24 protein-coding genes and 1 pseudogene are annotated in these 22,284 nt (G+C 71.3%); 12 read left to right on the forward strand and 13 right to left on the reverse strand.

The features are described from left to right. Positions 1–70: 70 nt before the first annotated feature. The gene (locus A7B18_RS03160) at positions 71–553 is read right to left on the reverse strand and encodes a DUF4870 domain-containing protein (protein ID WP_102125205.1); all 483 of its coding nucleotides are present in this window, start codon (positions 551–553) and stop codon (positions 71–73) included. Positions 554–776: 223 nt separating this feature from the next. On the opposite strand from A7B18_RS03160, the gene rnhA reads away from it, so the two are divergent. Continuing rightward, entirely contained in the window at positions 777–1,337 is a 561-nt protein-coding gene (gene rnhA, locus A7B18_RS03165; RefSeq protein WP_102125206.1) for a ribonuclease HI, read from the forward strand. Here rnhA and A7B18_RS03170 read toward each other — a convergent pair. After that, a complete protein-coding gene (locus A7B18_RS03170) occupies positions 1,324–1,704 on the reverse strand; it encodes a GNAT family N-acetyltransferase (RefSeq protein WP_102125207.1) in 381 nt (126 codons plus the stop codon). The genes rnhA and A7B18_RS03170 overlap by 14 nt on opposite strands. 215 nt (positions 1,705–1,919) lie before the next feature. Here A7B18_RS03170 and A7B18_RS03175 point away from each other — a divergent pair, with 215 nt between their 5' ends. Both A7B18_RS03175 and A7B18_RS22965 read left to right on the forward strand, forming a co-directional pair. Beyond that, positions 1,920–3,293: an MFS transporter gene (locus A7B18_RS03175; protein WP_102125208.1), complete on the forward strand. Its 1,374-nt coding sequence runs from the start codon at positions 1,920–1,922 to the stop codon at positions 3,291–3,293. Between the two features lie 105 nt (positions 3,294–3,398). Then, positions 3,399–3,826 (forward strand): annotated as a pseudogene (locus A7B18_RS22965) (DUF6756 family protein). 51 nt (positions 3,827–3,877) lie between these two features. On the opposite strand, the gene glmU reads toward A7B18_RS22965, so the two are convergent. From glmU to A7B18_RS03205, 5 genes are all read right to left on the reverse strand, one after another. After that, positions 3,878–5,338: a bifunctional UDP-N-acetylglucosamine diphosphorylase/glucosamine-1-phosphate N-acetyltransferase GlmU gene (glmU, locus tag A7B18_RS03185; RefSeq protein ID WP_102125210.1), complete on the reverse strand. Its 1,461-nt coding sequence runs from the start codon at positions 5,336–5,338 to the stop codon at positions 3,878–3,880. A 147-nt stretch (positions 5,339–5,485) separates the two neighbouring features. Beyond that, the gene (gene lgt, locus A7B18_RS03190) at positions 5,486–6,379 is read right to left on the reverse strand and encodes a prolipoprotein diacylglyceryl transferase (protein WP_102125211.1); all 894 of its coding nucleotides are present in this window, start codon (positions 6,377–6,379) and stop codon (positions 5,486–5,488) included. Positions 6,380–6,477: 98 nt separating this feature from the next. After that, complete coding sequence (gene tatC / locus A7B18_RS03195; RefSeq protein ID WP_102125212.1) at positions 6,478–7,263, reverse strand: twin-arginine translocase subunit TatC; 786 nt, start codon at positions 7,261–7,263, stop codon at positions 6,478–6,480. Between the two features lie 18 nt (positions 7,264–7,281). Continuing rightward, positions 7,282–7,539 (reverse strand): twin-arginine translocase TatA/TatE family subunit, encoded by a 258-nt coding sequence (locus tag A7B18_RS03200; RefSeq protein ID WP_102125213.1) that lies wholly within the window; start codon positions 7,537–7,539, stop codon positions 7,282–7,284. Positions 7,540–7,725: 186 nt separating this feature from the next. Next, complete coding sequence (locus tag A7B18_RS03205; protein WP_102125214.1) at positions 7,726–8,463, reverse strand: SDR family oxidoreductase; 738 nt, start codon at positions 8,461–8,463, stop codon at positions 7,726–7,728. A 77-nt stretch (positions 8,464–8,540) separates the two neighbouring features. On the opposite strand from A7B18_RS03205, the gene A7B18_RS03210 reads away from it, so the two are divergent. Beyond that, positions 8,541–9,041 carry a hypothetical protein gene (locus tag A7B18_RS03210; protein WP_102125215.1) on the forward strand — a complete coding sequence of 167 codons (501 nt, stop codon included), beginning with the start codon at positions 8,541–8,543 and terminating at the stop codon, positions 9,039–9,041. Continuing rightward, entirely contained in the window at positions 9,038–9,433 is a 396-nt protein-coding gene (locus A7B18_RS21830; protein WP_180969997.1) for a hypothetical protein, read from the forward strand. Before A7B18_RS03210 ends, A7B18_RS21830 begins: the two co-directional genes overlap by 4 nt. 386 nt (positions 9,434–9,819) lie before the next feature. Here the strand turns inward: A7B18_RS21830 and A7B18_RS03215 are convergent, their stop codons facing one another. Genes A7B18_RS03215 through A7B18_RS03230 form a run of 4 tightly spaced genes read right to left on the reverse strand, consistent with a single transcriptional unit; the run spans position 9,820 to position 12,500 of the window. Continuing rightward, on the reverse strand, positions 9,820–10,374 hold the full coding sequence (locus A7B18_RS03215; protein ID WP_102125216.1) for a nucleotidyltransferase family protein: 555 nt from the start codon (positions 10,372–10,374) through the stop codon (positions 9,820–9,822). Then, a complete protein-coding gene (locus tag A7B18_RS03220; protein WP_102125217.1) occupies positions 10,371–11,363 on the reverse strand; it encodes an ADP-ribosylglycohydrolase family protein in 993 nt (330 codons plus the stop codon). The genes A7B18_RS03215 and A7B18_RS03220 overlap by 4 nt, the downstream gene beginning before the upstream one ends. A 54-nt stretch (positions 11,364–11,417) precedes the next feature. Then, positions 11,418–12,035 carry a hypothetical protein gene (locus A7B18_RS03225; protein ID WP_245872721.1) on the reverse strand — a complete coding sequence of 206 codons (618 nt, stop codon included), beginning with the start codon at positions 12,033–12,035 and terminating at the stop codon, positions 11,418–11,420. Between the two features lie 15 nt (positions 12,036–12,050). Then, complete coding sequence (locus A7B18_RS03230; RefSeq protein ID WP_102125218.1) at positions 12,051–12,500, reverse strand: peroxiredoxin family protein; 450 nt, start codon at positions 12,498–12,500, stop codon at positions 12,051–12,053. Positions 12,501–12,534: 34 nt separating this feature from the next. Between A7B18_RS03230 and A7B18_RS03235 the strand changes: the two genes are divergently transcribed. From A7B18_RS03235 to A7B18_RS03270, 7 genes are all read left to right on the forward strand, one after another. Next, the gene (locus tag A7B18_RS03235; RefSeq protein WP_102125219.1) at positions 12,535–13,296 is read left to right on the forward strand and encodes an ABC transporter substrate-binding protein; all 762 of its coding nucleotides are present in this window, start codon (positions 12,535–12,537) and stop codon (positions 13,294–13,296) included. Positions 13,297–13,728: 432 nt separating this feature from the next. Beyond that, positions 13,729–14,424: an amino acid ABC transporter permease gene (locus tag A7B18_RS03240; RefSeq protein WP_102125220.1), complete on the forward strand. Its 696-nt coding sequence runs from the start codon at positions 13,729–13,731 to the stop codon at positions 14,422–14,424. Positions 14,425–14,477: 53 nt separating this feature from the next. Next, the gene (locus A7B18_RS03245) at positions 14,478–15,335 is read left to right on the forward strand and encodes a zinc-dependent alcohol dehydrogenase (RefSeq protein WP_245872726.1); all 858 of its coding nucleotides are present in this window, start codon (positions 14,478–14,480) and stop codon (positions 15,333–15,335) included. A gap of 47 nt (positions 15,336–15,382) precedes the next feature. Further along, positions 15,383–16,045 carry an AzlC family ABC transporter permease gene (locus A7B18_RS03250; protein ID WP_102125315.1) on the forward strand — a complete coding sequence of 221 codons (663 nt, stop codon included), beginning with the start codon at positions 15,383–15,385 and terminating at the stop codon, positions 16,043–16,045. Continuing rightward, positions 16,042–16,338, forward strand: a complete 297-nt coding sequence (locus A7B18_RS03255) for an AzlD domain-containing protein (protein ID WP_102125222.1) — start codon at positions 16,042–16,044, stop codon at positions 16,336–16,338. The genes A7B18_RS03250 and A7B18_RS03255 overlap by 4 nt, the downstream gene beginning before the upstream one ends. A gap of 427 nt (positions 16,339–16,765) precedes the next feature. Further along, the gene (locus A7B18_RS03265) at positions 16,766–18,427 is read left to right on the forward strand and encodes a PASTA domain-containing protein (RefSeq protein WP_102125224.1); all 1,662 of its coding nucleotides are present in this window, start codon (positions 16,766–16,768) and stop codon (positions 18,425–18,427) included. A gap of 272 nt (positions 18,428–18,699) precedes the next feature. Next, positions 18,700–19,833, forward strand: coding sequence for a cysteine desulfurase family protein (locus tag A7B18_RS03270; RefSeq protein ID WP_102125225.1), 1,134 nt, complete (start codon positions 18,700–18,702; stop codon positions 19,831–19,833). Between the two features lie 267 nt (positions 19,834–20,100). On the opposite strand, the gene A7B18_RS03275 is transcribed toward A7B18_RS03270, so the two are convergent. Then, positions 20,101–21,516, reverse strand: a complete 1,416-nt coding sequence (locus A7B18_RS03275) for a S1C family serine protease (RefSeq protein ID WP_102125226.1) — start codon at positions 21,514–21,516, stop codon at positions 20,101–20,103. Positions 21,517–21,735: 219 nt separating this feature from the next. Continuing rightward, positions 21,736–22,233: a hypothetical protein gene (locus tag A7B18_RS03280; RefSeq protein ID WP_102125227.1), complete on the reverse strand. Its 498-nt coding sequence runs from the start codon at positions 22,231–22,233 to the stop codon at positions 21,736–21,738. Positions 22,234–22,284: the final 51 nt, after the last annotated feature.

Here is a 22,284-nt window from a genome sequence, read left to right on the forward strand (position 1 = left end):
GATAGGGGTTGTGGGGGGTGAGGTGTGGACGAGCCGGAGCGCCAGCCTCCTGAGCGGCATCCACATCCTGCTACCTCAGGAACCGCAGCCGCAGCGGATACCGGTACGCCCGCCCCTGGGTCACCCGGAGCACCGCGAGGACCATCACCACCAGCGGAAAGGCCCACAACACGAGGCTCAGCGGGATGAAGAAGGCGAAGAACGCGGCGAGCGACCCGAAGACCGCCACGGCCCCCGCCCCCGGGGCGCCCGCTGCCGCGCCGAAGGCCCCGCCGATCAACCCCAGGCTCAGCAGGACGAAGAACACCAGCCCGAACACGAACGAGTACAGCCACACGCTGAGCTGGAAATTCAGCGCCTCCTTGCCCTGGTGGTCGAGGACTCGGCTGCGGTCGCGGTAGGCCAGCCACGCGGCGAGCGGCCCCAGCACGTTGCCCAGCACGGGCAGCACGAAGCCCAGCAGCGGCGAGAGGTGGATGAGCAGCGCGGGCGTCCGCTCGGCCTCGGGGATGAGGGGGGCGAGCGGCGGGTGGGACGCCGGGGGAAGGCTCATCGAAGGGCCTCCAGGAACCCAGCGGCCCGGGCTGTGCCAGCCAGACCGTCCACCTCACCCGTGCTCGGAGGGCAGGCGCGGTGGGCCTGGGTGACCTCACTGTGTCCCTGATTCCCGGTGCTCGCTCTGTGCATCTTCCCCTCCGAGAAAACTGATCGACTCTGGCCGCTGGCGGCTCACGTCCTTGACAGTACGGGGCGGCCCTCCCTACAGTTCCGGGGCCATGACGAAGCCCGGCGGCAAACCTCCCTTCCGCAAGTCCGCCGCCCAGAAGGCGCAGGACGCGGCGCGGGACCTCCTGCCCATCAAGGCGGGAATCCAGCCCGACCAGCCCATCGCCGGGGAACTCGTGTACCTCTACAGCGACGGCGCCTGCGACACGGCGGCGGGGCACGGCGGCTGGGCCACCCTCCTGAAGTACAGAGGCCAGGAACTCGTCCTGAGCGGCCACGAGCGGGAGACGACGAATAACCGCATGGAGTTGCGCGGCCTGCTCGAAGGGCTGAGGGCCCTCAAGCGCCCCTGCCAGGTGCGGGTGGTGACCGACAGCCAATACCTCCGCAAGGCCTTCACCGACGGCTGGATTCTGAAGTGGCAGCGCAACGGCTGGCGAACGGCGGGCGGCGAGCCCGTGAAAAACCGCGAGCTGTGGGAGGAGCTGATCGAGCAGGCGAGGAAACACGCCCTCACCTTCGTCTGGGTGCGCGGCCACGACGGGCACGAGGAAAACGAGCGGGTGGACCGGCTCGCGGTCGAGGAGCGCAAGAAACTCAGGGAGAGATGAGGACGCAGCGGTATCGCGCCCGCTCCCAGCGGGAGGGAATGGGCCTCACCTCGAATCCGGCCCGCCGGTAGAACTCCGCCGCCCCGTCGTCCGTCTCCGCGACCATGCGAGCTGCGCTCAGGTGGGCGGCCAGGGTATGCAGGAGGGGCGGAGCAGTGCCGAGGTGTAAGACCTCCACTTCCCCGTCGTGCTGCCGGATGCCCGCCGCGCTCACGGGGCGTCCCTCCACCCCCCAGGTGAAGACGCAGCGGGTGGGATCGGTCTGGTAAGTCTCCAGCATGCGGCGGATGTGTTCGGGGTCGGGAAACATGGATCGGGCGAGAAGCGCCTCCAGTTCGGCGGAGAGGACGTCGGCCTGGGTCAGCATCGGCGCAGATTAACGCCCGGCCTCTCTTGACCCTGCCCCCGCTGTGACCCAGGAGCCTCCATCCAGGCTGTCTTCCCACGGACCCTATCGCCCTCACTCGGAAACGGGACGAAAAACCTCCTCCGGCACGCCTCCCTTTGTCCCTGTGAAGGAGACAGAGGGCGCAACTGACCTCCCGGCATCTCCTCACAGCGCCCGGTCTACACTGACTCTCCATGTCCCCCTCATCTTCACCTCTTCCGGCCTCCGGCTGGAGAACCTTTCTCGCGTTGTGGGGCTCGCAGTCGCTCAGCCGGGTGGGCAGCGCGGTGGCGTACTTCGCCCTGATCGTCTACCTCGCGCAGACGCTGTACCCGGGCGAGGACCAGAAGGCGCAGCTCGCCCTGGCGACGGGCGCGGTGTTCATTCTCGCCACGTCGCTCGCCGTGATCCTCGCGCCGGTCACGGGCTCGCTCGTCGACCGCCACGACCGCAGGCGGGTGATGCTCGTGTGTGACACGCTCTCCGGCGTGGTGACCCTGGCCGTGGCCGCGCTGATGCTCACCACGGTGCTGCCGCTGTGGGCGCTGCTCGCGTACGTGACCGTCACCCAGACGCTCGACATCACGCACGAGGCGGCCTTCGAGACGAGCTACGCGATGCTGCTGCCCGACGAGGCCCTCACGCGCGCCAACGGCATGGTGCAAACCACCCGCACCCTGAGCTACCTGATCGGCCCGGCGCTCGCCACCCTCCTCATCGGCCTGCCCGCCCTGCTCGCGCGCGGGGGAGGGGGGGGCTGGCTCGCCACCTTGCGTGACGGGGTGCCCTTCGCGCTGCTCATGGACGGCCTGAGCTTCCTCGTCGCGGCTGGGGTGCTCGCCCGCCTCGCCATCCCCAGCCCGCCCCCCGCCGAGAGTCACGGGGGCGCCGCCGCGAACGTGAAGGCCGACACCCACCTGGGCTGGACGTACCTGCTGCGCCGCCCGCCCCTGCTGCACCTCCTGATCGTCTTCGCGGTGCTCAACCTCGCCCTGGCCGCCATCCCGAGCTATCAGGTCCTGCTCGCCCGCTTCACCCTCGCGCCCGATCTGGAGGCGCGCGGCATGAGCTTCACCGCCGCCCTCGCCATCATTCAGACCGCCACGAGCGCGGGGATGTTCCTCGGTGGGCTCGCCATCTCCACCTGGGGGGGGCTGAGGCGGCGCAAGTACCTCGGCATCTTCGTTCCCCTCGGGCTGATGGGGCTGGGGTTGCTCGGGGTGGGGCTGTCGAACCACCTGTACGTCACGGCGGCGGCCCTGGCCTGCACCGTGTTCCTGATGCCGGTGGCGACCGCCCACAGCGGCGGCATCTGGCAGGCGCAGGTGCCCCGCGAGATGCAGGGCCGGGTCTTCGCCGTGCGCCGCCTCGTCGCGCGTTTCACTGCCCCGCTCGGCATGGGATTGATCAGCCTCCTCTCCACCCGGTTGCCGCCCGCCCCGGTCATCGCCGCCCTCGGCGTCCTCGTCGCCCTGCTCGCCGCCCTGCAACTGCTCAACCCCGCGATGCGCCGCCTGGACGACCGCGAGTACATGGAGGGACTGGCGGGGGTGCGGGCGGGGGACTGAGGGCGGTGAGTGGGAAGTGGTCAGTGGTGAGTGGAAACAACCGAAGCTTTGAGATCAGGAGGCGCGGTGCGCGACCGTATTGCCGAGGCGAGCAGGGCTGCCGGAGTGACCCCAGACCCGTTGGCGCCGGTTCGCCTGACGCACTACCGGCAGGTGCTTCGGCGGGTTCTTGAGTCCTTCACCACCCTTGGGGCTGGGGGCGAAGATCGGCTTTGGCTCTGGGAAGATTTCAAGGAGCCCAGATACGCCCTTCCAGCCAAACCGGGGCACGCCCTCCTCTCCCGTCTCGTTTCACCCCGGCAGCGGGTCTGGTTCATCGCCGAGGACTGGGATAGACACAAGAGAGAAGGCAATTTCTGGGTGTTCGAGGGCAGGTCGAGGCGGTGAAGGCCGTCTTGGACGAACTCTTCTTGTTCGAGTATTACATCGTGGACAAGGGTTACGGCTGGCTCCTGTGCGAGACGCACCACAACATGCTGATCGGGGTAGGGCAACTTATCGTGGAACGGATGCAAGCCACTGCCTCCCCGTGAAGACAAAAGGAGATGGTCAGCGGGGGCAACCCTCCACTGACCACTTCCCACTCACCACTGACCCTCCTCCCCCTGCCGCTCCAGCCACCCCGCCAGCCACGGCAATTTCTGCCCCACCCTCTCCCGCATCCCGCCCCAGTAGCGGCGCGACCAGCCCTCCAGGGTGCGCTGCTTGCCCCGCGCGACGGCGAGCGCCCCCTCGGGCACGTCCTCGTGGAGGGTGCTGCCCGCCGCGACGAAGGCGGCGTCGCCGACCTCGCGCGGGGCGATCACCGTCGTGTTGGAGCCGATGAAGACGCCCGCGCCGATTCGGGTCCGGTGCTTGTTCACCCCGTCGAAGTTGGCGACGATGGTCCCGGCCCCGACGTTCGTCTCCGCGCCGACAGTCACATCCCCCAGGTAGGCGAGGTGACCGGCCTTGACCCCCCCCTCCAGATGGGCATTCTTCGTCTCCACGAAGTTGCCGATGTGGACCCCCTCCGCCAGCACCGTGCCGGGCCTCAACCGGGCGAAGGGGCCCACGTCGCTGCCCGCGCCCACCCGTGCCCCCTCCAGCACGGTGTGGGGCCTCACGACCACGCCCGCGTCCAGCACGGAGTCGATCACCACGCTGTAGGCGCCGAGGGTCACGCCGTCGGCCACCTGCGTCTGGCCGCGCAGGATCACGCCGGGCTCGACCGTCACGTCGCGGCCCAGGGTCACCGTGTCCTCGATGCGGGTGGTGTCGGGGTCTTGCAGGGTGACCCCGGCGCGCATGTGGGCGAGGTTGATGCGGCGGCGCAAGATGGCCTCGGCCCCGGCGAGCCCGGTGCGGTCGTTGGCGCCCATCACCTCGTCGGGGTCGTCCAGGCGGAAGGCGCGGACCCGCGCACCCTCGCCCCGGTACAGCGCCAGCAGGTCGGTGAGGTAATACTCGCCCGCCGCGTTCGTGTTCGTGATCCGCCGGGCGAGGCCCGGGGCCCGGCCATCCATCACGTACACGCCGGAGTTGAACTCGCGCACGGCCTTCTCCTCGGGGGTCGCGCCCTTCTCCTCCACGATGCGCTGCACGTCGCCGTCCGCGTCGCGGATGATCCGCCCGTAGCCCGTCGCGTCGGGCAGCTCGCCCGTCAGGACCGTGAGGGCCGAGCCCAGGGCCCGGTGGCCGCCGAGAAGCCTGCCCAGCGTCTCCGTGCGCAGCAGGGGCGTGTCGCCGTACAGCACGAGGAGGTCCGCTCCGTCTCCCGGCAGCGCCTCCGCCCCGCACAAGAAAGCGTGCCCGGTGCCGAGCTGCCGGTTCTGCCGGGCGAAGCGCACGCCCGTGTGCTTCAAGGCGGCCTCGACCTGATCCGCCCCGTGCCCGGTCACCACGACCACGTTGCGGGCGCCGAGTTCCTGCGCCGCCTTCACCGCCCAGGCTACCATCGGGCGGCCCGCCACGGGGTGCAGCACCTTCGGCAGGGCCGACCTCATGCGGGTGCCCTGCCCCGCCGCGAGAATCACCACGTCCAGCGGACGATTGTTGTCAGTCATACCTTGTCACCTGTCGGGAGCCAGTGTAAGGCAAGCGGTGTGAGGGGGCGGTCAGCCACCAGCAAGGAAGAGGGGACCGGGGCGAACGCCTCCTCTCCCCCCCGTCCCTCCGGCCCGCCCGTGCTGGTCGTTGGAAGCTGGCGGCCTTTACCGCGTGTTCGGACGGTTGCGCAGCCTCAGCAGCAGCACGATGCTGGCGATGATCAGCGGGAAGCTGATGAGGTGCGTGTCCGTCCACAACCCGATCCCGGGCGCCTGGAGGCCCTGGTTCAGGTAGGACTTCACAGCGAGGGGGTTGAGGCGGAAGGTCTCCTCGAACCCGGCGCGCAGAATCGAGTACCACAGCCAGAACTGCCAGAAGGCCCAGCCCGCCTTGCGCGAGCGCAGCCAGAAGTACGAGGCGACCGCGAGGATGATCCCGATGAAGACCCCGTAGAGCTGGGTGAAGTGGACGGGGGCCGTCATCACGAGCTGCCCGCCGATCTCCTGGCAGTAGCGCGAGAGGTCCATGTCGGGGTTGGGGTTGCGCACGCACATGCCCTCGTGGAAGGCGCGCGCCGAGTCGGGCCAGCGGTAGCCGACGGGCCACCCCGTCACCCGGCCCACCGTGTCGGTCCCGTTCATGATGTTGCCGATCCGCCCGCCGATGATCCCGAAGGCCACGCCGGGCACGCACAGGTCGGCGTACTCGTAGAAGTTGAGCCGGTAGCGCCGGGTGTAGTAGATCAAGACCAGGATGCCGCCGATGAGGCCGCCGTGGATCGAGATGCCGCCCTGCCGCAGGTTGATGATGTCGAGCAGCACGCGCGGAAAGGGGATGTTCGCGAACTGCTCCCACGAGGTCGCCACGAAGACCAGCCGGGCGCCGACGAGGCCCCAGACGATCATCCACAGGATCATGTCGTTGAAGAGGTCGACGTTCAGGCCGCGTTGCCGGGCCATCCGGGTGCCCACCCACACGCCCGCGACGATGCCGAGCGTGATGAGCACGCCGTACCAGGCAACCGTGAAATTGCCGATCTGAAGGAAAACTGGGTCCATAAGCCGTCAGGCAGTCTAAGCCCCCGGGCCCTCCCCGGACCGCTGCCCAGCAAAAACCCGGCCACGGGAGCCGGGTGGGTGGGGGAGGGCAGGGGCCTTCAGGTGCCGAGCGGGGCGCCTCCGTCGGTGGGGTCCTCCGCGGGCCGGACGCGGAACACCCGCGAGAGCAGCACCCCCAGTTCGTAAAGGGCGTAGAGCGGCAGCGCGACGAGCAACATGTTCATGGGGTCGGGCGTGGGCGTGATGACGGCGGCCAGCAGCAGCACCCCGACGAGGGCGAGCCTCCAGGCCCGGCGCAGCATCACGTGGTTGACGAGCCCGATGCGCGTCAGGATCACCGCCAGGATGGGCAGCTCGAAGGCGAGGCCAAAGGCCACGAGGAAGGTCGTCACCGTGCCGATGTAGTTCGAGAGGCTCTGCATCTGCTCGACGGCGCCGCCCAGGAAGTCGAGCAGGAAGCGCACCATCGCGGGCAGCACGAACGTGTACCCGAAGGCCGCCCCGAGCACGAAGGACAGCCCCGCCCCCACGATGAAGGGGAGCGCCCAGCGCCGCTCGTGGGGGTAGAGCCCCGGCGCGATGAAGGCCCAGACCTGCCACAGGATCAGGGGCAGCGCCAGCGCCAGCCCCACCCAGAACGACAGGTTGATGCTCAGCAGGAACTGGTCGGTGAGGTTCACCGTGACGAGCTGGACGTTGCCCGCCTGGTACTGCTGCGAATACCGCAGCGGCCCCTTGATCAGCTCGATGAGCCCCAGCCGGTACTGGAAGGCGACCACCATCCCGACCGCCAGGAAGATCAGGCTGAGGAAGATGCGCTTGCGCAGTTCCTCCAGGTGGTCGAGCAGCGGCGCGCTCTGGAGTTCGGCGGACGGCTTGGTCATGCGCCCTCGCCCCCGGCCCTACGCGCGGTGGTCGCGGTCGGCGGGCGTCTCCACCACGCGCGGGGCCTCGGGCCGGGCCACCTGTACGGGGTCGAGCGGGCGGGCCTGAACGTCCGTCACGGGGGGCTGGGCCGGGGAGGCGGGGTCGCGCGTCTCCTTCCTGAACTCCTTGATGCCCTGCCCGAGCCCCTTGCCGAGTTCGGGGAGTTTGCGCGCCCCGAAGATCAGGGCGATCACGGCAACGATCAAGATGATTTCAAATGGTCCGAGGGACATAGGGCTTCCTCCTGAAAGGGCGATCGGGCGGCGGGCTCCCGTGTGGCCTCAGCCTAGCGCCCGTGTGTGAACGGCCTGTGCAGGGTCAGACACTCACGGGTCAGACTTGCCCGGATATATGCCCGCGTCGCCCCTTCGGATGACCCGGCCATTTCTTAACCTGGGTTCTCGACCTGGGCCGACCCCTCAGATGCTCCACCCGCCGTCCACCAGAAGCTCCTGCCCGGTGATGTACCCGGCCTCGGGCGTGGCGAGGAAGGCGACCGCCGCCCCGACCTCGTTCGGCTGGCCGAAGCGGCGGGCCGGAATGCGGGCGCTCAGACGCTCGGCGGCCTCCGGGTCGGCGTGCAGGGCCCTCAGGCGGTCGGTGGCCGTGTAGCCGGGCGCGACCGTGTTGCAGGTCACCCCGTCGGCGGCGACCTCCAGCGCGAGGGTGCGCAGGTGGTTCGTCACGGCGGCGCGCAGCGCGTTGCTGACGGGCAGGTTGAGCGAGGGCCGCCCGACGGTCAGGCTGGTGACCGCGATGATCCGGCCCCAGCCGCGCTCCCGCATCCCCGGCAGCACGGCCCCGGCGAGGCGTGCGGTGGAGAGGAAGGTGACCTCGAAGCCGCGCTGCCACGCGTCCTCGGTCACGCCGCTGGGGAGGCTGGGGGGCGGCCCGCCCGCGTTGCTCACGAGGATGTCGATGTGGCCGACCGCCCCCGCGGCCTCGACCGCCGCCCGCACGCCGTCCGGGGTGCCCACGTCCGCCACCACGCAGTGGGCGCCGAGGGCGTCTGCCGCCGTTTTGAGGGCCTCCGCCCCACGCGCCGCGAGGGTCACGTGGGCGCCCAGCCGCACGAGCGCGTGCGCCGCCGCGAGCCCGATGCCCTTGCTGCCGCCCGTGACGAGGGCGTGCCGTCCGTCCAGCCTGAAGAGGGTCATGGCAGACACCGTACCGCAGCCGGGCCACCGTGACTCCGGGCGCGAAGGCCACGCTTTCCTCCCGCTAGCATGGACCCATGAACCTGCCGCGTGTCGCCCTGACCCTGCTCGCGGGCCTGAGCAGCGCCCTGATCGCCTACAGCGCGTTCTACGTGCGCGGCGACACCGCCGGGGTGATGCGTTACCTGCGGGAGCGCGGAGACGTGCGCGAGCTCGCGGCGAGTGGCGCGGGGCCGGGGGAGGTCGAGGCCGCCCGGCAAAGCCTCGCGGCGCTGGCCGAGCAGATCGCCGCGCCCGACCTCGCCGCGCGGATGCTGCCCGTCGCCCTGCTGATCGGTCTGCTCGTCGCGTGGGGGGTGTGGCGGCTGTTCGGGTCTCGGGTCGAGCGCCCCCCGAGGGCCGACGTGCAGGAGCGGATGGTGCTGCGGCTCGCGTACCGCAAGGGGGGGCAGTTCACCCTGGGCGACCTCGCGGTTTCCTCCCCCCTCACCGAGGAGCAGGCGCGGGACGTGACCCGCCGGATGCAGGAGGAAGGCCGCCTCGCCCGCGACGGCGAGACCTTCCGGCTGGTGCGGTGAGCGCGGTGCCCTTGTCGCCTCTTGATCTCGCCCGCCTGCTCGAAGACGCGCAGGGGGGGACGCGTCACAGCGTTCGGGCGGCGCTGGCGCTCGTCGACGGGCAGCCCTCGCCCCGGGTGGCCGCGCTCGTCTCGCGGCTCACGGCGAGCAAGCGGGCGCTGTGGGGGCGGATTGCGGACGCGACGGGCACCCCGCCGCCGCCCGGTGACGCGGGGCTCACGCGGTTGGCGGAGTGGGAGGGGGGGGCGGTGCGGTCGCTCACGGCGGAGCAGCTTCGGGTGGGGGTGGAGCCGGGTGTGACGGTGGAGGCCCTGTTGCTCGGCCACCTGCGGGAAGTGGTGTGGACGGCGGGGGTGATCTCCAGCTATGGGGAGCAGGGTCGGATGGCGTGAGGGGGCGGGGTGACTTGCTGCGGTTTACCCCCACCCCCCAGCCCCCTACCCCCAGGGGGGGCAGGGGGAGCTTGTCGCTGCGCTCGGCAAGGGCAAAGGGACAGCGCGGGTGGTCGGGTCTTTCTCAGCGCAAGGTCTGATCTTGTCGCGTCCCAGTCACTTGCCCACCGTCTCGCTGCGCGAGCCGACGTGGTTGTGGGCCAGGAGCGTTCATTCTCTGGCGCTTAGAGGGTGTCCGGATTGGCGTTTTGAACAGCACAAAAGCCTCAGCTTCTTTTACTCCTCCCCCTTGAGGGGGGAGGCTGGGAGGGGGTGAACCAAGCGTCCCCCGGTGCCCCTTACCGCCCAACACGCCCTCTCCAAGGGAACCGACCCCACGCCTACCCTCAACCTTCCTCCACCTCCTTCAACCACGGCCATCTCGCCCGATAATCCGCCACTTTGGCCGCGTACAGCCCCGGCGTGTGGTTGCGCGGATTGCGCCGCAGGCGGCCCGCCGCGAGGTCGCCCAGTCCGGAGGGAGCGTAGAGGTGGCCCTCCGTGTCGATGCCGACGCAGGTGCACTCGACGAGAAACTGGTCGATGCCCTCGCGGGCGCTGCGCAGGGGCGGGCGGTGGAGGCCGTGCTTTTCGGGGAACCACAGGTGGACCCTCGCTTGGTTGCGGACCTCGACCCGGGCCCCCAGGTCGGCGAAGAGGGCGTCGGCGCGGCGGATCACGGCGTCTTCGGCCTCGTAGCTCGGGTCGGGGTCCCAGTAGAAGACGTCGTAATCGCGGATGTGGGCCCCGGGCGGCTGCCCGCCAAGAACATTCCAGACGGTCTGAAAGAGAGCCCCGGCGACGAGGTGGGTTTGCAAAACGCCGAGGTCGGGTAAGCGGTCGAGGAGGGCGGCGTTGACCGGGTTGAGCCGGACGATCTGGAGAAATTCCCCCTCGGTCATGCCTGCCGAGCCCCCGCCACCACCGCCGGAAGGTGCTCGGCGCAGGCCCAGCCGCGCTCCCAGCCGGGCCAGGAGTGTCCCAGGCGCAGGGGAGGCAGCAGGTGTTCGGGAACGGGCAGGCCGCGCGCCCCAATGATGGCCCCCACCACGCAGGCCACCGTGTCGCTGTCGTCTCCACCCAGGACGGCGGGCTCCACGCAGCCGAGCCAGGTGTCTTTACGGGCGTGCGCGACGGCAGCCTCCAACGTGTCGAGCACGAAGCCGCTCTGGGAGGTGACGTGCCCGTCGAGCCCCGAGCGGACGCGGGCACGCACCTGGGCCCGGGCGGCGCGGTCCCGCTCGCGGAAGGCGGCGTGGGCCTCGCGGGTGTCCAGGCCGAAGATTCCGGCGTCGAGCAGCGCGGCGCGGGCGTCGCGAGTATCCATCGCGGCAAGGGCGACCTCCGCCCCTTCCCGATACGGCACTCCGCCTTGCAAGGCGTCTAAAAAGGCCGTCAGGAACACCGAGGCGTGGACGCAGCGGGGGTCGGCGTGCGTGAGGGCCGTGACCGCCGCCGACTCGCGGGCGAGGTCTCCACCCGTGAAGCCCGCGATCCACACGGCGGCGACGCGCATCAGGCCGCCATTTCCCGCGCTCTGGTGGCCGCTCTCCGTCCAGGCCCGGGCGCCGCCGTCCAGTGTCCTGTGGCGCAGGGCCGCGCGGGTCAGATGACCTACGTCCGGTGGTCCGGCGTCCAGCCACGCGCTCAGGGCGACCCGGACGCCCTCCAGCCCCTCCCCCCGCGCATAGCCGAGCAGAGTCGCCACCGTCATCTGGCTGTCGTCGGTGCCCTCGCCGGGTGCGAAGCCGAAGACGCTGCCGGGCTGGTAATCGGTGAAGTGGTCGCCGTAGCGGGCGCGGATTGCCTCGGGGGTCTTGAACTCGGTGGCCGCCCCCAGCGCGTCGGCGGCGGTCAGCGAGAGGAGGGTGTGGAGGTGGGGGTCGGTCACGCCCTTATTCTTCCAGCCAGGGGAAGCCCCAGGGGTCGAGCCTGGAGAGAGCGTCTACCCGCGCCGCATCGTGCGTGCGGACCGGCAGCGGGAGGTCGGCGGGCGTGACGGGCACGGCGAGCACGGGCCGGACCGGGGCCGGACCGGGGCCGGACTGATCCAGTGGGGCTCGCGGACCTCTCCCAGTCCGGGCCACTCGTAGGGCGGCATGGGCTCGAAGCCGTCTCTGGGCAGCACGTACACGAAGCCGGGGGAGAGGAGCGAGCACCCGTCCGTCACCCCCGGGTCACGCGGCGCGAGGGACAGAAAGTAGCGCGTCGTGGACCATCCGCCGTTCGCCTCCCGCACCTGCACCGCCGTGTTCAGCATCCGAGCCACGTGCGAACGGTTACAGAGGGCGTACATCATCGCCCACAGCCCGTCCGACGCGGCGAAGACGCCCGTGCGTTTGCTGAACTCGTCTGGGCTGAGGTCGTGCGGCGTGCGGGGCTCGAAGAGGGTGAGGTCGCCCCGCGCCGAGCCGTGGAGCAGCCAGCCCGCCCCGGCCAGCCACGCGAGGAAGGCCCAGATGGGAACGTCTGCCGGGAGCCGTGAGAGGTCCCGGCCATCCAGAGCCGCGCGGAAGCTCTCCACCGCCCCTTCCGGCAGATCGAGCGGCGGAGCTTCGAGCATCCAGGCCCGCACGGTCTACGCCGTGCCCCCCGCCAGTTCCTCCAGCAGATATTCCAGCCGCGTCTGCGCATTTTCCTGGCTGCCGTACACGCTGCGCAGGAGTGCGCCGCCCGGCGCGAAGGCGAACCAGTGCGGCGTGCCCTCCGTCCCCCACGCTCGGGCGAGGTCGCCGCCCACGTCGAGGGCGACGGGGAAGGGCAGCCGGGCGAAGTCCTTTGCGAATCGCACCAGCGTCGGCTCCACGTCCTCGCGCGGGAGGCGGCGGTGGCCCCGGCTGGTGTGCAGGGCCATCAGCCCCACCCGCTCGCCGAACTCGGCGTGCAGGCGCTTGAGGAAGGGAATGCCGCGCGACACGCACCCCGGGCACTCCAGGTTGAAGACCATCACCAGCCCCGGCCTGTCCCACTCGCCGGGGGGCGGCAGCGGCTCGCCGTGCACGAAGTCGGCGGGGGCGGGCCAGTCCATACGGTGGAGTCTACCGCTCCCCTATGCTGGACCCATGAAGCGTGCCCTCCTCGTCCTGTCGGCCCTGGTCCTGTCCTCCGTGTCGCTCGCCGCCACCGTCGCGGACGTGAAGAAAAAGGGCGTGCTCGTCCTGGGCACCGATCCCACCTTCGCCCCCTTCGAGTTCAAGGGACCGGGCGGTGAGGTGCAGGGCTTCGACATCGACATCGCCCGCGCGGTGGCAAAAGACCTCGGGGTGAGGCTGGAGATACGCCCGGTGGGCTTCGGCGCCCTGATGCCCCAGGCGGTCACGTCGGGCCGGGTGGACATGGCGATGAGCGGCATCACGATCACCCCCGAGCGCGCGAAGGTGGTGAGCTTCAGCCAGCCGTATTACCGCAGCGCGCAGGTCTTCATCGTGCGGGGCGGCAACCCCGGGGGGTTCACCTGGCCCGCCGACGTGAAGGGCAAGACCATCGGCGTGCAGGCGAACACGACCGGGCAGTACGCGGCGAACGACCTCCTCAAACCCAAGGGCGCGAGCATCAAGGTCTACGACGACTTCGCCGCCGGACTCGCCGACGTTAAGGCGGGCCGCGTCGCCGCGTTGATCGGGGACGCCCCCACCGTCGCCGACCTCGGGAAGCGGCTGCCGGGCCAGTTCGCGCAGGCGGGCCAGGACCTCGCCGCCGAGGACTACGGGATGGTCTTCGCCAAGGGCAGCGACCTCGCCGCCGCCGCGAACCGGACGCTGGCGCGGCTGCGGTCGAGCGGGGAATATCAGAAGCTCCTGAACAAGTGGATCGTCCAGAAGTAGGCGGCTGAAGCAAGAAGATGGGTTTGAAGTCGACTCGGAGCGTCCGGCGACGGGCGGGCAGCCTGACAATGCGGGGCACGCTGGGGCGTCACGTCAGCCCACGACCTGAACCTCTCACCAGGAAAGGAAGTGGCCGGACGCTCTGGCAAGAGGGTGTCCGGCCCGGTACTGCTATGCCCAAGCCACAGCATACCAGAAAGCGCACCAAGCCACGCAGGAAAGCCAGGAAGCAACCCAAGCGGGTCACCCCGTGGAAGGAGCTGATCGGCCTCGCCTCGCTGGTCTGGAGCGTCTTCCGGTTTCTATGGGAGCATGGTCATCGGAGCGGTTCTTAGCCGCTCTGAACTGGGTTTAAGCCTCTCGCGCCCCGCCTGACTTGCCCGCCGCCCTCGCCGGGCGGTTTTTTCTTTGGTGGTACTAGACTGACCCCGCATGGCCGACCTCCTGACCGGCTTCCGCACCGTCCTCGCGGGCGACTATCCGGCGCTCCTGCTCTCCGGCCTGGGCCTCACGCTCGCCGTCAGCCTGTGCGCGCTCGGGGTGTCGGTCGTGCTGGGTACGGCGCTGGGGGTGGCGCGGGTGTTCCGGCTGCCCGTCCTCGGCGCGTTCGGCAACGCCTACGTGGAGGTCGTGCGCGGCATTCCCCTGATCGTGCTGCTCAGCGTCGTGTATTACGGGTTGCCCGCGCTGGGCGTCACGCTGGAGGGCTTTCCGGCGGCGGTGATCGCGCTCGGGATGTACTCGGCGGCGTACACGAGCGAGATCGTGCGCGGGGGCCTGACGGGGGTGCCGCACGGGCAGGTCGAGGCGGCCCGCAGCCTGGGGCTGAGCCGCGCGCAGGCGCTGCGCTTCGTGATTCTCCCGCAGGCGTGGCGGGTCGCACTCCCCGCCCTCGGCAACGAGTTCGTGAGCCTGATTCTGGGGAGCAGCCTCGCCAGCGCCGTCACCTTGCAAGAACTCTTCGCGCAGGGCAAGTACATCACGGGGGTCACCTACCGCCAGTTCGAGGTCTACGCCGTGCTCGCCGCGGTGTACTTCGTCCTGACCTTCACCCTGACCCGGCTGGTGCGGGCGCTCGAACGGCGGCTGAGCCGCGGGCAGACGTTGCCTGCGCGGCGGGTGATCTGATGCGGGTGCGCCGCCTCGTCCTGACGGCTCCGCGCGCTTTCCGGTGGGAGGAGGTGACCTTGCCCCCACCCGGCCCCGGTGAGGTCCGCGTCCGCACGCACCTGAGCGCCGTGAGCGTGGGGTCGGAACTTGGGGTGGTGGAAGGCCGGGTGCCAGGTGGCGCCTATCCCCGCCCGCTCGGCTACCAGACGCTCGGGGTGGTCGAGGCGGCGGGGGAGGGGGTCCGGCTCGCGCCCGGCACGCGGGTGGTCACGGTGCTGGGGCACGCGGGGGGCGGGGTTCACCGGGAGGCAAACGTCGTCCCCGTCCCCGGCGGGGTGCCCAGCCGGGTGGCCCTCGCCGTCATCCTGGGCGAGGAAACCTCCAAGGGTGTCCGCAGGGTCGCCCCTGGCCCCGGCGAGCGCGTCCTCGTGGCGGGGGCGGGGCTGCTGGGCCTGCTGACCGTGTTCAACCTGACCCGGCGCGGCGCGCCTCAGGTCACCGTCACCGAACCGGACCCAGGGCGCCGAGAGCTGGCCCGGACGCTCGGGGCGCGGGAGGCCCTGCCGCCCGGTACAGTGGGCCGCGATGACTTCGACGTGGGGTTCGAGTGCAGCGCGTCCCCTGCCGCCTTCGCGGAACTGCTCGCCTGCCTGCGCCCCGGCGGGCGGGTCTGCGTCCTCTCGGATGGCAACTGGGGGGCGCTGACCCTGCCCCCCGCCTTCCACACCCGCGAGCTGACCGTCACGGCGTCGAGCGACGGAGAGGACTACGCCGCCTATGCCCGCTGGCTGTGGGGGCACGCTGACCCGGTGCTGGAGCGTCTGTTCGAGGTGACTGTCCGCCCTGGCGACCTGCCCGCCTCCTTCAACCGGCTGCGGTTCCTGCCGCGCCCTGTCTCGCTCGTCGCCGACTGGAGGGGGGAGGGTTGACTCCGCTCCCCTTCCGGCCCGCCTTCTGGCGCGGCTTCCGGGCCCTGATGCCGCTGTGGCTCGGCCTGATCCCCTTTGCGGTCGCCTACGCGGTCACGGCGCGGGCGGCGGGGTTGACGGTGTGGGAGACGCAACTGCTCAGCCTCACTGTCTTCGCGGGCGCCTCGCAGTTCGCGGCGGCGGGGTTGTTCGGGGCGGGGGCCTCCGGGTGGGGCATCGTGGCGACCACCTTCTTGCTCAATGCCCGGCACGTGCTGTACGGCCTGAGCCTCGCGCGGCAGCTTCCCCTGGGGCGGGGGGAGCGAATGATCGCCGCCCAGTTCCTCACCGACGAGGCGTACGGGGTGGCGGTCGTGCGCGGGCCGGGGGAGCCGGGAGGCCTGAGCTTCGGCTTCCTGCTGGGCGCCGAACTCAGCCTGTACGTGATCTGGAACGCGGCGACCCTCGCCGGGGCGCTCGCGGGCGCGGTGCTCCCCGACCCCGCCGCCCTCGGCGTGGGCGTGGTCTTCCCGCTCGCCTTCCTCGGGCTGCTGGTGCCGATGGTGCGTGACCGGGTGAGCGTCCTCGTGGCGCTGCTCTCCGGTGTGGGGGCCTGGGTTCTCGGGCGCGCGTTGCCGGGCGGGCTCGTCGTGCTGCTCGCCGGGGTGGGTGGGGCCCTGCTCGGGGCTTTCCTGGTCACCAGAGGAGGTCAGGCGGGGGAGAGCGCGTGAGCGTCCCGGTCGTCATCCTGCTGATGTGGGCGGTGACCTACCCCGCGCGGCTGCTCGGCCTCAGCCTGGGTCGCCTGCGGCTGCCGCCCTTCTGGCTCGCCTTCCTGCGCTTCGTGCCCGTCAGCGTCTTCGCGGCGCTCATCGTCCCCGACGTGCTCGGCAGCCCCGAGTGGGCCCGCCGCCTGGTGGGCTGCGCGGTCGGCGGCCTGCTGATGTGGCGCACCCGCAACCTCGCCCTGGGCATCCTGGTCGGCTTCGCGGCGTCCTGGGCGGCGCGGCTGGCGGGGTTGTGAAGGGTGGCACCTCAGTCGTCCTCAAAGACTGGAAGAACGATGTCCTCCAGAGCCTCTAAATAGTCGCGGCACTCGCCGGACAACCTTCCGACCACCCCGGCGAGCTTTCCCTGACAGTCTCGCGGCAGGTGGAGGGTCGGGGCGTCCCTGGCACCAGCGTTCCGGGAAAGTCGCACGAGCAGCCCTGCCACATCCGCGTCCAACATCACGAGGTCCACGCTTCCCACGCCGGGAGGGCAGGGTGGGGACCGCCATTCGTGCCGGACGGCGAACGATTCCTGCCAGGATGAACCTTGATCGTCTGGGGAGGGCATCCGTTCCACAGGATGTCGGGGACGGTCTGACCCGGCAGTGCGCCTCCCACCCCCACCGAAGGCCGACTGCCGAAACACCTCTCCCTCACCCGGTCGCGCTATCTTGGCGGTGAATGACGGCACAGGCAGGAGTCATCGACGGGAAGTACGAGGTCGTCCGCGAACTCGGGCGGGAGGGCAACGTGACCCTCAGCGAGGTGCGCTCGGGGGAGGGCGTGACCCGGCGCCTGGCCTGGTTCGAGGTCTCCACCCCCGAGGGCCGGCAGGGCTTCCACGCCTACCGCTCGGCCCTGCGCGCCATCGAACCCGCGGGGCTGACCGACGTGGTGGCCCGCCCCGGCGCGTACTACGCCGTGTGGCAGCCGGTGGCGGGAATGCCCCTGGCCGAGTTCGCCGACCAGCCCAACAAGCAGGAGGAGACGGTCGACGCCGTGCGCTCGCTTGCCGCCCGGCTCGCCGAGCAGGGGTACGCCCTGCCCGACGCGGACGTGGTGATCGAGGGCCGCGAGCCCCGCGTCGCCTACCTGCGGCCCGCGCCGGGGGGGCGCTCCCCCGAGGAGGTCGTCCGGCTGAGCGAGGTGGCCCTCGCGGGCCTCGCCAGGGGGCGGATTCGGCCCAAACGCCAGCGGCAGCCGGGCGCGTGGCTCGCCTTCGTGCCGGGGCTGCTGCTGCTCGGCGGGGCCGCCTACCTGGGGACCCAGGCGGCGCAGATTTACCTCAATCCCCCCGTGCGCGAGGTCGCGGCGGTGGCGGGCCGGGGGGCGCAGGCCGCCGCCGAGAGCCTCACGGGATCGGGCTTCCGGGTGGAGTACACCCTGGGGGACGCGAACAACGTGCCCATCGGCGCCGTGATCCGCCAGGACCCGGCGGCGGGCACCCAGCTCCCGGTGGGGCGCCTGGTCACCCTGACCGTGAACAACCCGCCCAGCCTGAGCGTGCCCAGGTTGGAAGAGCTCACGGTGGCCCAGGCGCGCGGGGCGCTGCGCGACTCGTCCCTGACCCTGGGGCAGGTCTACCGGGTGGACGGGACGCTGACGAACACGCCCGAGGGCCGCATCGTCGCCCAGGTGCCCGAGGCGGGCGCGAACCTGCAACGCGGCCAACCCGTGCAGCTTCTCGTCTCGACGGGCGTGCGCGGCGAGGACACCTGGATCGCCGACCTGACGGGCCTGCCCTTCGAGGCCGCCCGCGAACACGCCCGCGCCGCCGGGCTGGTCGTCAACCGGGTGGTGGAGCGCACGAGCGACGCTCCCGAGAACACCGTGCTGGAGCAGACCCCCGCCCCCTACGTGCGCGTCGCGGTGGGCAGCCCGGTGACGCTCACGGTCGCCGTGGCCCGCTTCGTCGCCCCCAGCCGCCCGGCGGGGAGCCTGCCCCTGCCCCCGCCGCCCCCCACCCCCGAGCAGCCCGCCACGCCGGAGGCGGTGCCCGGAGAGCCGGGCGGGGCCACCACCGGGACGGAAGGCGGGGGGGCCACCGCCGAGCCTCTCGCCCCCGAGAACATTCCCGCCACGCCGCTCCCCTCGCCTGGGGAGAGCCCCGCCACCGGGGAAGGCCGCACCGTGAACTTCCGCTACGTCTTCCCGAGCGACCTCCCCGCCGGGACGTACACCATCGCCGTGCGCGACGCGAACGGGGAGCGCGAGATCCTGGCCGCCACCGACAGCTCCCAGCTCGCAGGCGCGACCGCCGAGCAGCGCGACATCCCCGTCACGGGCGACGTGGTGTTCGTGATCCGGCAAAACGGGGCCGAGTACACGACGGTCACGCCGTAGGGGTGGGTCGTGGGGAGCTTCCCGCTTCCTCTCCCCCCGCCAGAGCATTCTGCGAGAAACCTGTCACCCTGAACGAAGAGAAGGGTCTCGCCGACCTGGCGACGGGCCCCCGCGGAGTTGCCCCCGAAGCGAAGGTCTCCGCCCGACCGCGTTCTCGTGCGGGGCGCTCCGGGAAGACGGCGCGAAAGGTGTCTCCTCCACGCCCCCGCGCTCCTGCCCCCGTTACCCTGACGGGCAGGCTCCGGACCTTCTCTCCGGCCCACCCGACACCCATGATCTACCTCGACTACGCCGCCACCCATCCCATGACGCCCGAGGCGCTCGCCGCCTATGCCGAGGCCGCCGCGCTGCCCGGCAACCCGGCCTCGGTCCACGCGGCGGGGCAGGCCGCCCGCGAGCGGCTGGAGGAGGGCCGCGCCCGCGTCGCCGCCGCGCTGGGGGTGGACGCCCGCACCGTGGTCGCCAACGGGGGCGGCACCGAGGGGGACAACCACGTCCTGCTCGGGGTGGCCCGGGCGTGGGTGGAGGCCCACGGGCAGCCCGGCCACCTCGTCACCACCCTCACCGAGCACTCCGCCGTCCTCGCGCCCGCCCGGTGGCTCGCCGCGCAGGGGTGGGACGTGACCTTCCTGACGCCGGACGCGCACGGGCGCTATGACCCGGCCCAGCTCGCCGAGGCCCTGAGGGACGGCACGGCGCTCGTGTCCATCCACCACGCGAACAACGAGATCGGCACCGTGCAGGACACCGCCGCGCTCGCCGCCGTGGCCTTGGAGCGGGGCGTTCCCTACCACACCGACGCGGTGCAGGCACCCGGTGTGTTGCTCCTCGATCTGCCCGGCTGGGGCGTCAGTTATGCCACCCTCAGCGCCCACAAGTGGGGCGGGCCGCGCGGGGTGGGGTTCCTGTACGTGCGGCGCGGCGCGGCCCTGCCCCCCGTCACCCTCGGCGGCGGGCAGGAGGGGGGCCTGCGCGCCGGAACCCAGAACACGGCGGGCGTGTACGCGGCGGGGGTGGCCCTCACCCACGCGGAGGCGGAGCGGGAGTCCACCTGCGCGCACCTGACCCGGCTGCGGACGCGCTTCCTGGCCGGGGTGGCGGGCATCCCTGGCCTGGGGGTGAACCACCCCCCGGACGCCAGCCCCAAGATCGCGTCGGTGACGGTTCCCGGCGCGGACGGCGAGGCCCTGCTGATGAACCTCGACCTGCTCGGCGTCTGCGCGAGCGCCGGGAGCGCCTGCGCCGCCGGAACGATGCAGCCCAGCCACGTGCTCACCGCCGTCGGCCTGGGCGAGGCGGACGCCCGCGCTACGCTGCGCTTCAGTTTTGGCCGGGCGACCACGGAGGCCGAGGTGGACGCCGCCGCAGGGGCGCTGACGCAGGCGGCGGGGTGGAGCCGGGGCTGACCGCTGGAGAGAAGTCGGCGACACTGCTTCCCAGGACCCTCGCCGGAGGAGGTGTCACCCTGAACGAAGTGAGGGGTCTCGCCCGGGGCATCGGGGAGGTTTCGCTTCACTCAGCATGACCGACCCTTCTGGCCGCTCCGGGGCCAGGTGGCCGAGCGTGGCTGCCCTGGGAAGGGTCCGCCGCGTCCGCGCCCCTGACGCCTTCGCCCGTCAGCGGGTCCATCCCGCTCCGCTCCGACCCTGGGTGAGGCTCAGCGAAGGCCCGGCTCAGGGATTGCCCGGTTCCGCCAGCGTCAACGTCTGCTGCCGGGTCTGCCCGCCGCGCCGCACGGTGAGGGTCACCCGGTCGCCGGGCTGCCGGACGATCAGGGCACTTTGCAGGTCCTGCACGGTGGAGACCTCCTGGTCCCCGATCCGCGTGATGATGTCCCCGCCCACCCGCAGGCTCCCGCCCGGCACGGCGACCTCGCGGCTGCCGCCCCGCAGCCCCGCCTGGGCCGCCGGGCTGGCCGGGGTCACCTCCTGCACGAGCACGCCGTTGTCGGGGAGGTCCAGCCCCTGCCGCGCCTGCGGGCTGAGCGCCTGAAGGGGAAAGCCCACGATCCCGATGCGCGGCGCTCCCACCTCCCGCCCGGCGCGCAGCCGAGGCAAGATCGCCTTGGCGACGTTGATGGGGACCGCGAAGCCCACCCCGGCGCTCTGCCCCACCCCGGTCGCCGCCCCGGCGGGCGAGAGGATCTGGGTGTTCACCCCGATCACCTCGCCCCGGCTGTTGACCAGCGGCCCGCCCGAGTTGCCGGGATTGATCGCCGCGTCGGTCTGGATGGTGTTCTGGGGGATGTCGTTCACGCCGATGGGGACGACCCGGTTTTTCGCCGACACGATGCCCTGGGTGACGGTGAATTCCAGCCCGAAGGGCGCCCCCATCGCGATGGCCTTCTGGCCCACCCGTACCCGGTCGCTGTTGCCCATCGCCATCGGCTCGTAGGCGGTTTGCGGCACGTTCTGCGCCTGGAGGAGGGCGAGGTCGTAGTCGGGGGCGGTGGCGATCACGCGGGCGGGGTACTCGCGCTGGCTCTCGTGCAACCGCACGGAGACCCGGCTCGCCCCGCTGACGACGTGGTTGTTGGTGATGATGAACCCCTGGTTGTCGATGAAAAAGCCCGAGCCCGAGCCCGTCGGCTCGATGCCCCCGCCCGCGCTCGGCCCCGGGGTGGGCGCCGGACCGCCGAAGGGGTTGGAGAGCAAGTCGGTCTGCGGCGCGTCGAAGCGGGTGACGAACACCACCCCGTCCTGTCGCCGCTCGACCACCTCGACGGTGTTCTCCTCATAGTTCAGCAGGTCGATCCGCTCCTGCGAGGCGGTGGGGGCCGCCCCCGTGGTCTGCCCCTGCGCCGTCCGGGTCTGCCCGGGGGACGTGGCCTGCGACTCACCCTGCGTGGCGCCCGCGGGGGGAGTGCTCTGGCCCTGCGCCGCTTCCGGCGGTGTCTGGCTCTGCTGGGGCTGCGCCGAGTTCTGGGACGTGGTGCCCGTGCTCTCCTGGGTAGTGCTCGTGTTGTTCGCGTTGCCCGTTCCGGTGTCACACCCGGCGAGCGCCAGGCTGAGCAAGACGAGCAGCGCTGCGGAGCCCCGTCCGGGCGTGCGGGGGGAGGGGCGGCCCGGATGGCGGTGAGGTGCGTTCATGGCTCATTATTCGCCTCTGCGGGTGTGCCGTGTGACAGGGCGCCCTTGAGCAAGGTCAGGGAAAGGGCCCGGCCTCACACCTTCACCCGGAGAGCCACCCGCTGCCCATACCTCTTCATCTGCCAGGCGGGCACGTGCGATTGCGCGCTGTCGCCCGGGGCGAAAAGGGCACCATCCCTGGACAACTCATTCGCGCTGTCGAGCCACGACCTCCAACGCTCAGAAGGGCAGCAGCCCGGTCATCAGGTAGACACTGCCCCTTGTCGGTCCGTCTGCGTTGTCCAAAACGTTGAAGCCCCCGATGCGACCGTCCACGTCACAGAATTCCCTCTCGCTGCTCGTCGGGGCGCGGCAATTCACGTCGTGCAGCCTGCCGTCGAGGGTCCGCATCTGCCCGGTCTGGAGCTTCGGGGCGGCGAAGATGTGGGCGCGTGCGAAGGTTCCCGCCTCCGCCGAGGCGAGGAAGTTCTCGACGCTGACGCCCTTACGCGCCAGCGCTGCGGCGAGTTCGGGGCGGTCGTCCCCATTGGGCAGCAAAACGGTGACCTCCCCCTCCACCGTCCTCAGGACGGGCAGGATGGCCTGACAGCCCAGCCCCTCCTTGTCACGGGCACAGAGCCGGATGTACTCGCGCGCATCCGGCGGCGTGTACAGATCGAGGCCGGGGCTGCACGCCGACAGCATGACGGCGGTGAGGGCAGCGGGAAGCAGGTTCATAGGTCACCCCAGCGTAACCCCGCAGGGGCAAGAAAAAGCCCCCGACACCCT

The organism is Deinococcus planocerae, from assembly GCF_002869765.1.
GTDB classification, from domain to species: domain Bacteria; phylum Deinococcota; class Deinococci; order Deinococcales; family Deinococcaceae; genus Deinococcus; species Deinococcus planocerae.